12 protein-coding genes are annotated in these 14,037 nt (G+C 35.5%); 7 read left to right on the top strand and 5 right to left on the bottom strand.

Annotated features, from left to right (window positions below; translation table 11 throughout):
- Window positions 1-8 precede the first annotated feature (8 nt).
- From GCQ56_RS18085 to GCQ56_RS18075, 3 genes are all read right to left on the bottom strand, one after another.
- Window positions 9-1,244 carry an ABC transporter permease gene (locus GCQ56_RS18085; RefSeq protein ID WP_152735943.1) on the bottom strand — a complete coding sequence of 412 codons (1,236 nt, stop codon included), beginning with the start codon at window positions 1,242-1,244 and terminating at the stop codon, window positions 9-11.
- Between the two features lie 25 nt (window positions 1,245-1,269).
- Window positions 1,270-2,196 carry an ABC transporter ATP-binding protein gene (locus GCQ56_RS18080; RefSeq protein WP_152735942.1) on the bottom strand — a complete coding sequence of 309 codons (927 nt, stop codon included), beginning with the start codon at window positions 2,194-2,196 and terminating at the stop codon, window positions 1,270-1,272.
- Between the two features lie 67 nt (window positions 2,197-2,263).
- Window positions 2,264-4,552, bottom strand: a complete 2,289-nt coding sequence (locus GCQ56_RS18075; protein WP_152735941.1) for a gliding motility-associated C-terminal domain-containing protein — start codon at window positions 4,550-4,552, stop codon at window positions 2,264-2,266.
- 270 nt (window positions 4,553-4,822) lie between these two features.
- Between GCQ56_RS18075 and GCQ56_RS18070 the strand changes: the two genes are divergently transcribed.
- From GCQ56_RS18070 to GCQ56_RS18050, 5 genes are all read left to right on the top strand, one after another.
- Window positions 4,823-6,112 (top strand): ABC transporter substrate-binding protein, encoded by a 1,290-nt coding sequence (locus GCQ56_RS18070; protein WP_152735940.1) that lies wholly within the window; start codon window positions 4,823-4,825, stop codon window positions 6,110-6,112.
- A gap of 32 nt (window positions 6,113-6,144) precedes the next feature.
- Window positions 6,145-6,852 carry a GTP-binding protein gene (locus tag GCQ56_RS18065; RefSeq protein WP_120239272.1) on the top strand — a complete coding sequence of 236 codons (708 nt, stop codon included), beginning with the start codon at window positions 6,145-6,147 and terminating at the stop codon, window positions 6,850-6,852.
- A gap of 69 nt (window positions 6,853-6,921) precedes the next feature.
- Window positions 6,922-7,950 carry an ATP-binding cassette domain-containing protein gene (locus GCQ56_RS18060; RefSeq protein ID WP_152735939.1) on the top strand — a complete coding sequence of 343 codons (1,029 nt, stop codon included), beginning with the start codon at window positions 6,922-6,924 and terminating at the stop codon, window positions 7,948-7,950.
- Window positions 7,951-8,058: 108 nt separating this feature from the next.
- Window positions 8,059-8,301 (top strand): hypothetical protein, encoded by a 243-nt coding sequence (locus tag GCQ56_RS18055; protein WP_152735938.1) that lies wholly within the window; start codon window positions 8,059-8,061, stop codon window positions 8,299-8,301.
- A 144-nt stretch (window positions 8,302-8,445) separates the two neighbouring features.
- Window positions 8,446-9,129 (top strand): GPP34 family phosphoprotein, encoded by a 684-nt coding sequence (locus GCQ56_RS18050; protein WP_152735937.1) that lies wholly within the window; start codon window positions 8,446-8,448, stop codon window positions 9,127-9,129.
- A gap of 31 nt (window positions 9,130-9,160) precedes the next feature.
- Here the strand turns inward: GCQ56_RS18050 and GCQ56_RS18045 are convergent, their stop codons facing one another.
- Both GCQ56_RS18045 and GCQ56_RS18040 read right to left on the bottom strand, forming a co-directional pair.
- The gene (locus GCQ56_RS18045) at window positions 9,161-9,892 is read right to left on the bottom strand and encodes a hypothetical protein (RefSeq protein WP_152735936.1); all 732 of its coding nucleotides are present in this window, start codon (window positions 9,890-9,892) and stop codon (window positions 9,161-9,163) included.
- 16 nt (window positions 9,893-9,908) lie between these two features.
- Window positions 9,909-11,033, bottom strand: a complete 1,125-nt coding sequence (locus tag GCQ56_RS18040; protein ID WP_152735935.1) for a hypothetical protein — start codon at window positions 11,031-11,033, stop codon at window positions 9,909-9,911.
- 313 nt (window positions 11,034-11,346) lie between these two features.
- Here GCQ56_RS18040 and GCQ56_RS18035 point away from each other — a divergent pair, with 313 nt between their 5' ends.
- On the top strand, window positions 11,347-11,997 hold the full coding sequence (locus GCQ56_RS18035) for an HD domain-containing protein (protein ID WP_152735934.1): 651 nt from the start codon (window positions 11,347-11,349) through the stop codon (window positions 11,995-11,997).
- A 1,248-nt stretch (window positions 11,998-13,245) separates the two neighbouring features.
- A complete protein-coding gene (locus GCQ56_RS18030) occupies window positions 13,246-13,719 on the top strand; it encodes a hypothetical protein (RefSeq protein ID WP_152735933.1) in 474 nt (157 codons plus the stop codon).
- Window positions 13,720-14,037 lie beyond the last annotated feature (318 nt).

Below are 14,037 nucleotides of genomic sequence, written 5' to 3'. Positions count from 1 at the left end.
TTAATTACTTATACCATTTTCAATAAATTTCTTTTAAAGCTAATAACAGCAATTGTAGTTAGATTAGCACCAATGCCTAATAAAATTAGCATTTTAGGAAGTATATCTATCAGTGGTAATTGTCTCCAGAAAATATCGAAAAAACCTTCCATAGCCCAATAGTTTACTGAAACTACAGCAAGTTTTTTCATGATTGCTGGCATAAAGAAAAGAGGCATCATGCTCCCACCAAGTGCCGAAATAAGTAGAATAACTAGTGTAGATAAACTCTCAACTTGTTTTCTGCTTTTACAAACAGATGCCATGAATATTCCATAACTTGAGCAGGCAATTGCTGCACAAACAATCATTAGCACAAGAGCAGGAAGATTAATAAATATGTCTAAGCCCAAAGCTAACCACGCATAAAGAAACATTACGGTAAGTTGCAGAATTGCCATGAAAAGAGTGGAAAGCATTTTGCCATACAAGATTCCTGAAGGACTTACTGGAGCAACGAGTAATCGTCTAAATGTACCGTCTTCTTTCTCTTTGAGTAGGGAAGCACCACTTGCTGAAACGCTAAACAAAAGCATCATGATCGCAATGCCAGCAATAGCTTGAACCAATCCCAGATTTCCATTCTTTTTTTCTCCAACAAGAGCTGTCATTGGTAATTCAGAATTTTCTTCTATTTCCGAAGATTCATCAGAATTGTTGAATCCTTCGAATTGCTCTGCAACTTGTGCCTGAATGTCTTCGATTTCAGATTCTGCCATATCTGGATTTTTCTCTCTAATCCAAGTATTTACTTTACCTTTAATTCCTTTTTTCATGGTAACACCGAATAGGTTTGACCATAAAGCTTGTTGAAGTAATCCTATTTCTATTTCTTTGGCTTCGTCGTAAAACAATTCCATAGGTATCTTTTTTCCAGTTTCAACAGAGTCCTGAAATCCTTTGTAAAGAACCAATACAGCACTGTTTTTTCCTTTTTTTACTAGTTTTTCAGCTTCCGGATAAGTTTTGGAAATTAACTGAAGACCTTTTTCCTCATTTAATGTGGTATAAACTTCTTTTGACAATTCCGTATTGTCCTGATCAGAAAATAATAAGGTGATCGGTCGTGATTCTTTAGATTTTCCAATACCTCCATACATTAAGGCAAAAATGGTCATTAATGCGATAGGAAGAAGAATTGATAGAAAAACAGCAGTTTTATCCTTGAAATATTGTTTGATGTCTTTGAGTGCTATAGTAAACATGAGATGTGAAGTTTTGGGTTGAAAGTTAGTCTCTTAATGATTTTCCGGTTAATTCAAGGAAGATACTTTCCAGACTTAAGCTGCGAATGTCTATTTTGTCTAGTAGGATATTTGAATTCGCACAAGCTTGTATTAGTTCTGGAAGATCGGCATTAGCTTGAGAAGAGGAAAAAGTCATATTGTTCTCTTGAATTTGTAGCTGAGTCTTGTATTTTTCTTGTAAATCGTTCAAATCAGACTTTTGAGGATTTAGAAATTTCATGTGGATTTCCTCCTTAATCGTCGATGCTTTTTTGAGTTGATCCAAACTTCCTTCAGCTATTATTTTTCCTTCATCAATAATTCCAATTTTATCACACAACCTCTCGGCTTCTTCCATGTAATGTGTGGTGTAAATCATTGTTAGTCCTCGAGAGTGAAGCTCTTCAATCACTTCAAAAATTAGATTTCTACTTTGAGGGTCGATACCTACGGTCGGCTCATCCATAAAAACTATTTCTGGTTCATGAAGAAGGGCAGCAGCAATATTAATTCTTCGTTTCATCCCACCAGAATAGGTTTTTATTTTATGATTTTTTCGATCAGATAGACCAAGGAACACTAACAGTTCATCCGATTTATTTTGAAGTTTACTGCCTTTAATTCCATACATTGTTCCCCAAAACTTTAAATTCTCTTCTGCGGTTAGATCTTCATATAGAGCAATTTCCTGTGGAACCACACCAATTAATTTTTTACAACTTGATAGGTTTTTATATAGTGATTTTCCGTTGTATAGAATGTCTCCGGTATCAGGTTTTAATAAAGAACTCAATATGCTAATGGTGGTTGTTTTTCCAGCACCATTCGGTCCTAGCATTCCATACAATTCACCTTTTTGAATTTCTAAATTAACATTTGATAGCGCTTTAACTTCTTTGTAAGATTTGCTGAGGTTTTTAGCAATGAGCATGTGAATAGTGGGTTAGTTTTAAATCAAAAACTAATTTAGTCAACTTTAAGTAAAATAAAAAGTGCAATTAGCGAAGAAGTGCTACGTTTCCTTTTTTCAGAATAGATCGACCGTCTAAATAGGTTACTTCCAGAACGTAGATGTAAACATCTATATCCTGCATTTCACCTTTAAAAAAACCATCCCAACCAGTATTAATACTCTTGGTTTCAAATAGTTTTTGCCCAAGCCTGTTGTAAATAATAAGGGTAGCTTCCTTAAAATCGGAACCTCTAATAAATAATTTATCATTGTGTCCATCCCCATTAGGAGAGAATGCCTTTGGTAATCCAACAAATGGATAATCTTCAACAAATCCTACTTCAATACTATCTTTTGCGGTACAATTGAATTCGTTGTTTACTTCCACCCAGTAAATTCCTTCTGTATTGACAGATATTTTCTGAGTGATTTCACCTGTAGACCATGTGTAAAAACAGTTTGGCGTTCCTGCATCAAGAACGATTCCTTTATCAGGATAGGAAACCAGATCTTTTCCTAAATTTACTTCGGGAACAGGTAGTACCTCAATGTCAATGCAACTTGTTTCAATATTGCCATTGGCATCACTTACTTCAACACAGTATTCTCCATCTTCTTTTAAATAAATTTCAGGTGAGTCTTGATTTAAATTAACCCAGTTGTAAGTAAGAGGATAAACTGGATTACCTTCAATCTGTACAGTAACAAATGCCGAATCCCCCTGACATACGGATTGGTTTTCACCAAGAAACACTCCAAATTTTTGTCCATGTTTGTAATCTACAATAATAGTATCTTTATTCGAGCAGCCGTACTGATCTGAAACCTCAACAACAAAGACACCACCGCTATTAATTGTAATTGTCTGAGTGGTTTCTCCATTGTTCCAAATGTAATCTGCTCCAGGATTTTGAGCATCTAAAACAGTTGTTTCTCCGTCCCAAAGAATCAAATCAGCACCTAAATCAATAATAGGATTCATGTGATAAGAAATTTCAGTTTTAGCAGATTTTTTAAAGCCATCAGGATCGGTAACTGTAAGCTGATAAATACCTTCGGTATCAATTGGAATTGTTGATTCGGTTGAGCCTGTATTCCATTCATAAGTATAATCCTGATCTATGGATAGACTTGGACTAAGTGACATTTTTTCTTCACCACACATGTGAATTACATCTGGTAATTCAAGCGTGAAAAGATCGTCAGATGATTTAAACTTAAACGATTTGCTAGTAGAGCATCCTTGGGAAGATGTTTTTATTACCGAATAGTCTCCAGATTCAGTAAAAGAATTGTAACTCTTAGTAGAACCATCACTCCAAAGGTAAGAGCATCCGTCTGAATAAATATCTATTGTGTTTTCATCACCTTCGAATGCTAAATAATCAGGAATATTTATTTCAGGGGATTTGACCTTTACCACCTGAACGTTTGCTTTTACAACTTGCTCATCAGTTAAATCGGTTACAGTTAGCTCGTAATTTCCTTGTTCGGATACATGAATCTCTTTGCTAGTAGCATCGGTATTCCATTTGAACGAATAGTCAGAAGGAAGATCAATTTCTGGTTGAAGTGTAATTTCATCTCCTTCGCAAATGTACTTGGTATTACCTAAATCTACCTGAAACGATTTTACAATTTCTACTCCAGCATAAATGGTATCGCTATTACATCCGAAAGCATCTGTTTCAATTAATTTTAATAGATGGTTTCCCTCTTTATCTGGCCATTTTAATTTAAGATCAACTTCTTGGCTAGACGCTGAGATTTTACTTTTATCATTAATTAATTCGGCACCATCGGGAAGTATGAATGAATAAGAAGAGTTTTTTCCAATTAGTGCTGAATAGTTTTGTGTTGATTTTGTTTTTGCTTTTGGGTAATAATCATTTAATTCAGGGGCTGCAAGTGGTAAAACCTGAATGGTTGCAGATTCAGCTCCCTCATCGATAGTAAGTGGTGTTAAATCTTCCAGCCAGGCTTCTTTTAATTCTATGGTATAATCTTGTATTCTATTGCTAAAATTTCTTAAAAAAAATGAGATTTGATATTCCGACACTTCAATTCCTTTATCCCCATTTAAAATCATTGCAGGACTGTTATTAATAGAGTAACTAACAAACCATTTTTTGTTTTTTGGACCTTTAATGAGAAGTTTTATTTCTTGAGCCGACTCAACAATGCCATTATTTGCTGAGCAATACATGACTTGATAATCGGAATCTATTTTTACAAGATCGGTTTGTGCAAGCAGCGAAAAAGGCGAAATCAGAAGAGTAAGAATTACAATAATTCTTTTGATTAAAGTACTAAATATGTTATTTGCATCTATCATTCTGATTGAAAATTGACTGATAATTTAAAAATATCGTGCTTTAATTTCTGTTATAAATATACTTGAAAAAAAAGCACAAATGAAATTTAATCAATATAAATAGCTGTTTAGGCATTTTAATTAAGCGTTTAGTCATATAAAAATAATTTTCTCATTGTTGAGTTTTTACCTGTTGTACGCAGAAAAATGAATAGTGTAACATCGGTTACAGTTTTTTTTTCGGTCTAGATCTACATTTGTACCAAGAAATCATTAAAAATCTGTTTCAAAATGGAGAATCAATATTTTAAAACCACAGATAGTTTACTTGAGATTTGTACGAAGTATCCGGAAACGGTGAAAATTTTCGTATCAAACGGATTCAAGCAATTAGAGGATGAAAAGAAAAGAGCTTTGTTTGGGAAATCACTTTCTCTGGAGGTTGCTCTTAAAATGAAAAAATTAAATGTGGAGACCTTTACCGATTTATTGGTTGAGGGGATTGATTCGAATCGTGGTCAGGTTGATGGTGATTTAAATCAGAAGACGAAAGAGCAAAAGGAAGATTCTGTTCATGTTCAAGGATTATTGCCTTGTCCGGTTCGAGTTCCTTTGGTTGAAGGAATAGATTCTTTTATTGAGGGATATGAAAAGGAGCACAAGAATGAAATAGTATATGATTTAAAGGCTGCTTCAATGGGATTGGATTGGTTGATCGATGATGTAATCAATCAGGATAATGCAGATAATTTGGCAGATATCTTTATCTCAGCAGGTTTTGATTTGTTTTTTGACGAAAAGTTGATGGGAAAATTTAAGAAGCAGGGTGTTTTTAAAGATAGTACTGGTTTCGATCGCTTGAACAAAGATTTTGACAATGATGAAATTTGCTTGAAGGATCCGGAAGGACATTACTCGATGATTGGTGTTGTGCCGGCAGTTTTTCTTGTAAACAAGGATGAATTAGGAGACAGACCAGTTCCTCGTACATGGGCAGATATTTTTAAACCAGAATTTAAGAGAAGCGTAAGTTTACCTATTAGTGATTTTGATTTGTTTAACTCTATGTTACTTCATATCTACAAAGCTTATGGAGAAGAGGGAGTAAGAGGATTAGGAGCTTGTTTGCTGGAAAGTATGCATCCTTCACAGATGGTGAAATCACATACCAAAAAGAATCAAAAGCCTGCAATTACAATTATGCCTTATTTCTTTACCAAAATGGTTAAAGTAGGAGGACCTATGGTTGCGGTTTGGCCTGAAGATGGAGCGATTATCAGCCCGATTTTCATGTTGACAAAAGAGGATAGATTGGATAAAACACAGCCGGTTATCGATTTCTTTGCTTCAGAAGGTGTTGGTGAGATTCTATCACACCAGGGATTGTTTCCAAGCATCAATCCAAATGTAGATAACAGATTACCGGAAGAGAATAAATTCATGTGGTTAGGTTGGGATTACATCAATAGTAACGATATCGGTTCGTTAATTACAAAATGTGATACTATCTTTAAAAAGTCCATACAGGATGAATCGTTTGCAAATATGGGACCTTTAAATTATGCTCCCAATAACGATTAATTATTAAACACTAACAGAAAACAACACCAGATATGAACTTAGTTACAGTTTCAGGACCTCCATCATCAGGAAAAACAGCGGTGATTTTGAAAACCATTGATTCATTCCAAAAGCGCGGATTGGAAGTGGGCGTCGTAAAATTTGATTGTCTTTATACCGATGATGATATTTTATATGAGAAAGCAGGAGTTAAAGTGAAGAAAGGATTATCTGGTTCTCTTTGTCCTGATCATTATTTCGTAAGTAATATTGAGGAAGTTACCCAGTGGGGAATTAAGGAAGGCTTGGATATTTTAATTACTGAGAGTGCTGGTTTATGTAACCGTTGTTCTCCCTATGTGAAAAGTGTAACTGCTGTTTGTGTGATTGATAACTTAAGTGGTATCAATACTCCAAAGAAAATTGGACCCATGTTGAAATCTGCAGATATCGTTATCATTACAAAAGGCGATATTGTTTCACAGGCGGAGAGAGAAGTATTCGCATCGAGAGTGAATACGGTAAATCCTGGAGCAAGTATTATGCATGTAAATGGATTAACAGGTCAGGGAGCTTATGAGTTGAGTACTTTATTATATGATGAAAAAATTGAGGTGAAAACTTTAGTTGGTGAAAAGTTACGATTCTCAATGCCATCGGCACTTTGTTCATACTGTTTAGGCGAAACCAGAATTGGTGAGAGTTACCAAATGGGTAATGTTCGTAAAATAGATATGGAAGATAAGAAGGGGAAAAAGTAATAAGGAGAAAGTAACAAGTTCCAATTCACTTGCCATCTGCTTTAGCTGGTGGATTAAAAAAAGCAACAAATGATCACAATACAAGATATACAAGAAAAAACAATTGCCGATTTGTTCGAGGAGTATCCATTTCTTCCAGGGTTTTTCGAAGAGAATACACTGGATGTTGATGGACAAATCAACGAAAAGTTAGATGATTTCCTTAACATTCTGGAAGATGAAGAAGAAAAGGAAAATCGTGCAATGGATAAGGCTCAGGTATTGAATTCTATGACAGAATACATTAGCCAAATGCTGCAATTCCTTGGTGAAGATGAGGATGAAGGTGTAAATAGCATCACCTTATTGCCTGGAACCAACAAATCAGGAGAAAGAGAAGAGTTTGGAGAGTTAACCATTAACAAGAGTGAGATTGTTTGTATTGTAGGTCCAACGGGATCGGGAAAAAGTAGATTGTTAGCAGATATTGAGTGGGTAGCTCATAACGATACACCAACATCAAGAACTGTTTTGGTGAATGGTGAAAAAGGAGATAAAAAGTGGCGTGTGACATCAGGTCATAAATTGGTAGCTCAGTTATCGCAGAACATGAACTTTGTAATGGATCTTTCGGTATACGAGTTTATTGAACTGCATGCACAGAGTAGACTGGTTGAGGATGTGGAAGGCGTGATCATGAAAATTTTTGATCAGGCAAATAAGTTGGCTGGGGAGAAATTTAGTTTGGATACACCAATTACCAGTTTGAGTGGAGGACAATCGAGAGCCTTGATGATTGCAGATACAGCGATCTTAAGTAAATCGCCAATTATCTTGATTGATGAGATTGAGAATGCAGGTATCGATCGTAAGAAAGCATTGGAATTATTGGTTGGAGAGGAGAAAATTGTACTGATGGCAACTCACGATCCAATTCTAGCACTAATGGGTGACAGACGTATCGTAATTAAAAATGGTGGAATTCATAAAGTAATTGAAACTAGTGGAGAAGAGGAAAACCTATTATCGGAATTGGAAAGAATGGATTCTGTAATTCAGAACATGAGAACTCGTTTACGCCACGGAGAGATTATCCGTAAAGAAGACATTGGGTTTTAGTGTTGAATTAAGAATTATCAATTAGAAATTAAGAATAAAAAAATAAAATCAGATTTTGAAATTGGAGGAGATCTTAAATTTTAAATCTATTAAAAGGAGGAAATAGTTATGCATGACGGTTGCGCAGGAAGTTTCGAAAATGGACAACAAGTAGTTGATAAGGTTAGAATGATGGGTTTTGCTCAGCAATTGATGCCAATGCCTATGGATATTGAGTGTCACGGATGTAAAGAAACCTTCACTATGGAAGAGTTCGAGGGACATTGCCCTAAATGTGATATGGTACACGGTGTAACACCTTGCCATGCTTTCGATCCGAACAACATTATGGCTGCGGGTGTAGGATACTAGTAGTGACATGCCACGGCATGTCATTACGGATAAATGCTATGGCGTGTCCGTACAGAGAAATCCCAATAGAAATTTAACATCTGTTGGGATTTTTTGTACGCTATAATTAGTAAATTAGCCTTAATCTTTAAATTATATACAGATATGAATCTAAATTTAGTTGATCAGTTAACCCTTCTTGCATTAGATGATGATAAGGGAAGTATTGTTGCCGACTCTTTCTCTTTTGGTTACGGATTGGCTGGGGCTGTAATTCTTGAATTATCCTTACAAGAAAGAATTGAGATTAAAGAGAAGAAGATAGAAGTAAAATCCAGTGCTAGTTGTAATGATATTTTATTGGATTACTTTTTGGATATGATTCGCAATTCGAAAAAGAAAAGAAAGATTCAAACTTGGGTTGAGATGATGGGAAACAAGGCAGATCATATCAAGGATGAAACTGTAAACAAGCTGATAGATGATGGTATTTTAACCAGAAGAGAGGAAAAGATTCTTTGGGTATTTTCTAATGATAAATATCCGACTAAAAATGCCAAGCCCGAAAACGAATTGAGAAAACGCTTGAATGATATTCTTTTAAATCAGCGAGAAATTAGCTCAAAGGAAGCCATGTTGATAAGTCTTATTGATATGTGTGATCTTAATAAAGAAGTGTTTGGAAAAGAAAGAGCGAAGGAGTACAAAAAGAAGATAAAAGCAATTATTGAAGAAGCACAGCTAAGTTCCGAAGTAGGAAAAGCGGTGAAAGAAATTCACGATGCTTTAATGGCTGTGGTCATCATGCTTATAACCACCTCAACTACAACAGCTGTAATTAGCAGCTAATAGAATTGAAGAAAATATTCTGCCCCGGGATCTATTCCGGGGGAATTTTTGCTTTCCGGGTGCGCTTTCTGAACTTGGCAATTCTGTCTGCATAATACAGTTGTAATTCCTCAACAAACAAAAGAGGATCGGGATATTCCTTAAGAACAATATAGGTTCGTCGACTCTTTGCTATTTTTAATAACCCTTCCAATCGTGCCTTTTCCTTTTCAAGATACAGATCTTGAGTTGGTGTTTTCTGAAGTTCCTGGGAAACATCAAAGGTTTGATGAAGCGCATTGCCACTAAATATATGAGCATGATATAACTGCAGATCATTCAAACTTCCTGTGTGATAAATATCAATTAGCTTAGAGGTAACATCAGTTGCCAAATCCAATTTATCTTCATTCATTGAGAATTTATCGGGATGAACATGTAACATGGCTTCACGGTACAAGCGCTTTTTCTCTTTTGCTTCCTCAGGTTTAGATACGTTAGTATTACTTTTAGGTAAAGGCTTAAGACCGATGGGTTCGCGATAATTCTTCCCACGTCGCTTCTGTTCCAATCGTTTCTCTTTTTTAGCCTTTTTCTGCTGTTTATATAGAACAGTGAGTTCCTGCAACTCCACAATCTCATTGGTTAAACGAGCACGAAGGATGTTTTCAAAGGCAAGAGTTTCTTGTTTTACGACATCCAATTCCTTTTGCAAAGCTTCAATGCTTAACTGCAGAACCGACGGATCATTATCATTCAAATGGGGAAGTTTCTTTTCCTTCATTGGTTTACAAGTGCAATTAAGAGAACATCTTACGATAGCAACGCTTGCGTTTGTGTTGCACATGGTCGAAAGACTTCCACAATTGAATGGCCACATAGTTATTCTCTAACATTCCTGTGGTTTCAGCAAATCGTAAACCATCGGCATTCGATGTTTTTAGCAATTCATTCATGAGTATGGAAACAAAGCCCAATTTCTGAGATTTGTAATCTACTCCTGTAAGCATTAAATCCATTTCACAAGGATTCTCTAGACTCTTTTTAATGTGCCACCATCCGAATGGGAAGAGTTTCCCTTTCGCTTTTTGCATTGCCTTTGATAAGGAAGGAATCGCAATAATAAAGCCCATTAACTGATCTTCCTGACTCGTTATGATTTTTACGTATCGAGGATTCAGAATTGGGAAATATTTTGAAACGTAGAATCGAATTAATTTCTCGGGCAATTTAAACGTGCCAAACAGATCAGCGAAAGCATCATTAAATACGTTAAAAATCTTTTCCTTATACGGTTCCAGTTCCTTTTTAGTGGTGAAATTAAGGATGTTTAAATGGTGTCGTTTTTGAATTAAATCAGCAAGACGACTTGCTTTCGCAGGAGTTTCTTCAGGCAGGCTAATTCTAAACTCCAGCCAATCTATTTCTTTCAGATAAGAGGAATTTTCAAAATGATTCTGATAGTAAGCAAAATGATAATCAGAAGCTATAGAAGGCAACCATTCATGCCCTTCGATTAATACTCCGGCATGATCGAGATTAGAAAAACCAAGAGGTCCCATGGCACCAATCATACCTTTTTCTTTTAGCCAATTTTCAGCAACTGTAAACAACTGTTTCGAAACGGCAGGATCATCAATAAACTCCATGCGAGTGATTCGCCCCATTTTTTCACCAGTTTTATCAATGGCTAGTTGATTTACGATAGCTCCAATACGACCCACAACTTTATTGTCTTGATAAGCAAGCCAAAATTTGGCGATACAAAACTCAAAGGCAGGATTCTTTTCGGGAAGCAACAATTCCAACTCTCCAGACTTTATAGGAGGAACCCAGAATTTGTTGTCTTTATAGAGTTCGTAAGGGAAATTAACAAAGGCTTTGCGTTGGCGTTTATTTTGTACTTCTATAATTTGAATGGTCATATTTAAAATTTATTCTAGAATAAGGAATACAAATAGACCTTAGGGTAGATGAGGGGTAAATATTCGGTAAATGTATACAATTCAGCCTTATTTTATTCTATGTATTTAAATCTGTAAAAATGATCTTGCTTTAAGATTCTAGTACGAAGAGTTTTGACTGTTCTAGTATAGAATATTTCTAAAACTATCCGTAGTAGTTTTTGCTTAGAAAAGAGATGAAATAGGAGAAGGGGAGTGATACTAAAGGACAGATGTCCCATCGTATCCTGTCATTTTAATTATCTTCGCTTAATCACAAACAAAAAACAAAAGAATGAAAGCTCAGATTATCATAGATAAAACCATAGAATTCGTAAAACAAACACTAATTGATGCTGAAGGAGGACACGATTGGTGGCACATTTATCGGGTTTGGAAAACTGCCAGACAGATTGCCAAAAAGGAGGATGTTGATTTGTTTATAGTAGAATTGGGAGCTTTGTTGCACGATATTGCTGACTCTAAATTTCACGATGGAGATGAGAGCATTGGTCCTAAAAAGGCAAGAACATTTTTAGAGTCGGTACAAGTTGATGAGGAAGTAATAGTTCATGTTGAGAATATCATTAGCAACATCTCATTTAAAGGAGGAAAAGAGGCTCAAAAGTTTACATCACTGGAACTGGATGTGATACAAGATGCCGATCGTATGGATGCTATAGGTGCCATTGGTATCGCACGAACCTTTAATTATGGTGGGCACAAAAACAGGGAGATCTACAATCCTGAAATTGCACCCAATTTAAATATGACAAAGGAGGAGTATAAAAACAGTACGGCACCAACCATCAATCATTTTTATGAGAAGTTATTGTTACTGAAAGATCGTATGAATACCAAAGCAGGTAAAGCTATGGCTGAAAAGCGCCATACATTTATGGAACAATACCTTGAGGAGTTCTACGGCGAGTGGGAAGGAAGGTAGAAGTTCCCAATATGTAACAATTGTAATGTAAAGATCAAGTAGCTTGATTTGGAAGTGATACCAATAGCAATTGCAAAGATCCGGTGAGCATTTGAAATTGCTTATAAGAAAACACAACATAAGTAGAGCCAATTGGAAATCATATTCGTTGTAATTTCAATTGAATTGAGGACTTAAGGAAATCGACTTAAGGAACAATGGGAATTGGGTTAAGGAGGTATGGAAATCGACTTAAGGACCAATGACAATTGGCTTAAGGGGGTATGACAATTGACTTAAAGACCAATGACAATCGGTTTAAGGGGGTATGACAATTGACTTAAGTACCAATGACAATTGGCTTAAGGGGGTATGACAATTGACTTAAGGACCAATGACAATTGGCTTAAGGGGGTATGACAATTGACTTAAGTACCAGTGACAATTGGCTTAAGGGGGTATGACAATTGACTTAAGTACCAATGACAATTGGCTTAAAGGGGTATGACAATTGACTTAAGTACCAATGGAAATTGGTTAAGGAGGTATGGAAATCGACTTAAGGACCAATGGAAATTGGTTAAGGAGGTATGGAAATCGACTTGAAGACCAATGGAAATTGGCTTAAGGAGGTATGGAAATCGACTTGACGACCAATGGAAATTGGGTTAAAGAGTATAGAAAAGACTTTAGATCAAAAGATAATTGAGCGAATATTGTAAGGCTTAGGCTTAAGGTAGTTTATAATAATGCAAAATTAGATAGTAATTAAGTTTAGATTGTAGAAATCAAAAGCAAGACGATTTATAGATTGTTAATGTAGTATAAAAATTACGACCACTGCTAAGAAAGTAAACATGCCAAAGCAATTTAAATGCTAAGAATAAAGGTAATTATCTGAGAGCCTCACCCGCTGTATCCTTCCACAAACAAGACTGCATTGTCTTTTATTTCGTTAAATTATAAGGTGCTGTAAATTAATCATAGGTATTTTTTGTGGATACTTTATTGTTTTGTAGATTCATAGGCGAAAAGCAATTTTACTCACTTTACATACCCTATAGGGGCTTGTAAAGTGTATAGATGCGTTTTATATATAAGTTAGCTTGCATTATACCCATGACGCAAATGAAATACATATTAACAATAGGACTTATTTTCGGAATTTTCAGTTGTAATAGAACTGAAACGGAAGACTCTTATTTTTATCTGAAGCATAATTATGAATCTTATAGTTCTGCATACATAGACTCTTTACCCGTGACAATTATGCAAGAATTAAAAGATAGCGTTTATCATTTGAATTACATATTGAGACGGGAATCTGGCGTTGACAGTATTTCATATATTTTAGGGGAAGATTCAATTTCTGAGCCTATTTATATTGTGAACAATAGCAAAGACAGAATGAGGGATTTTCAATTCGTTGAAAAGAATGAATTTTCTATCAATTTTAAAACTTATGTAGTTTATAAGTATGCATACAATACTTCAGCAATAGACGGTTGTGTAACTCACTTTTGGACTCCAGAGTTAGGTGTGTTTTTAATTCGGTCGACGACTTGGAGAAGTATGAGGATTCTCTATTCAACTAATACAGCGATAAATGATAAAATCAATTCGCTTTGCAGACTTATTTGGCAGAAACCGGAGTTTTATTTTGGCTGTGTGGAAAGAATGGAGTTACTTCCTGAATCAATGGTTGACAAATGCATTGAAAACTATATTAATTTGGAAAAATAACGACAAGCTAACAATAAATAAAGGGCATAGGCTGTCAGTATAAATTTGGGAGTTTTGTTCATTAAATAAGTTCGCCGAAGCTTTTGCTGCGGCTAGTGAATATGATAAATTTATAACCAAAACAAAAGCTTCGGCTTGGTGGGATTTTGAAGGTTCGGTTTTTCAAATCAGCCTACGACCCCTTATTCGAGCCGTCAGACTGTCTAAAAACCTTGATAAGTTGTTGATAAGTAAGCATGCTTGTATTTGATAGATTTTCAGCACTTTGTTATCTTATAGTATGAGATTTATACAAGGACAAGACAGAACACAAACTCA

The organism is Marinifilum sp. N1E240, from assembly GCF_009295825.1.
GTDB classification, from domain to species: Bacteria; Bacteroidota; Bacteroidia; order Bacteroidales; family Marinifilaceae; genus Marinifilum_A; species Marinifilum_A sediminis.
This window is presented reverse-complemented; position numbering and strand designations above follow the sequence as displayed.

Bases quoted from the DNA above. Each gene is read 5' to 3' on its own strand.
- GCQ56_RS18075 (WP_152735941.1), bottom strand. From the start codon at position 4,552: ATGATAGATGCAAATAACATATTTAGTACTTTAATCAAAAGAATTATT.
- GCQ56_RS18035 (WP_152735934.1), top strand. From the start codon at position 11,347: ATGAAAGCTCAGATTATCATAGATAAAACCATAGAATTCGTAAAACAA.
- GCQ56_RS18045 (WP_152735936.1), bottom strand. From the start codon at position 9,892: ATGAAGGAAAAGAAACTTCCCCATTTGAATGATAATGATCCGTCGGTT.
- GCQ56_RS18085 (WP_152735943.1), bottom strand. From the start codon at position 1,244: ATGTTTACTATAGCACTCAAAGACATCAAACAATATTTCAAGGATAAA.
- GCQ56_RS18060 (WP_152735939.1), top strand. From the start codon at position 6,922: ATGATCACAATACAAGATATACAAGAAAAAACAATTGCCGATTTGTTC.
- GCQ56_RS18055 (WP_152735938.1), top strand. From the start codon at position 8,059: ATGCATGACGGTTGCGCAGGAAGTTTCGAAAATGGACAACAAGTAGTT.
- GCQ56_RS18030 (WP_152735933.1), top strand. From the start codon at position 13,246: ATGCAAGAATTAAAAGATAGCGTTTATCATTTGAATTACATATTGAGA.
- GCQ56_RS18080 (WP_152735942.1), bottom strand. From the start codon at position 2,196: ATGCTCATTGCTAAAAACCTCAGCAAATCTTACAAAGAAGTTAAAGCG.
- GCQ56_RS18065 (WP_120239272.1), top strand. From the start codon at position 6,145: ATGAACTTAGTTACAGTTTCAGGACCTCCATCATCAGGAAAAACAGCG.
- GCQ56_RS18050 (WP_152735937.1), top strand. From the start codon at position 8,446: ATGAATCTAAATTTAGTTGATCAGTTAACCCTTCTTGCATTAGATGAT.
- GCQ56_RS18070 (WP_152735940.1), top strand. From the start codon at position 4,823: ATGGAGAATCAATATTTTAAAACCACAGATAGTTTACTTGAGATTTGT.
- GCQ56_RS18040 (WP_152735935.1), bottom strand. From the start codon at position 11,033: ATGACCATTCAAATTATAGAAGTACAAAATAAACGCCAACGCAAAGCC.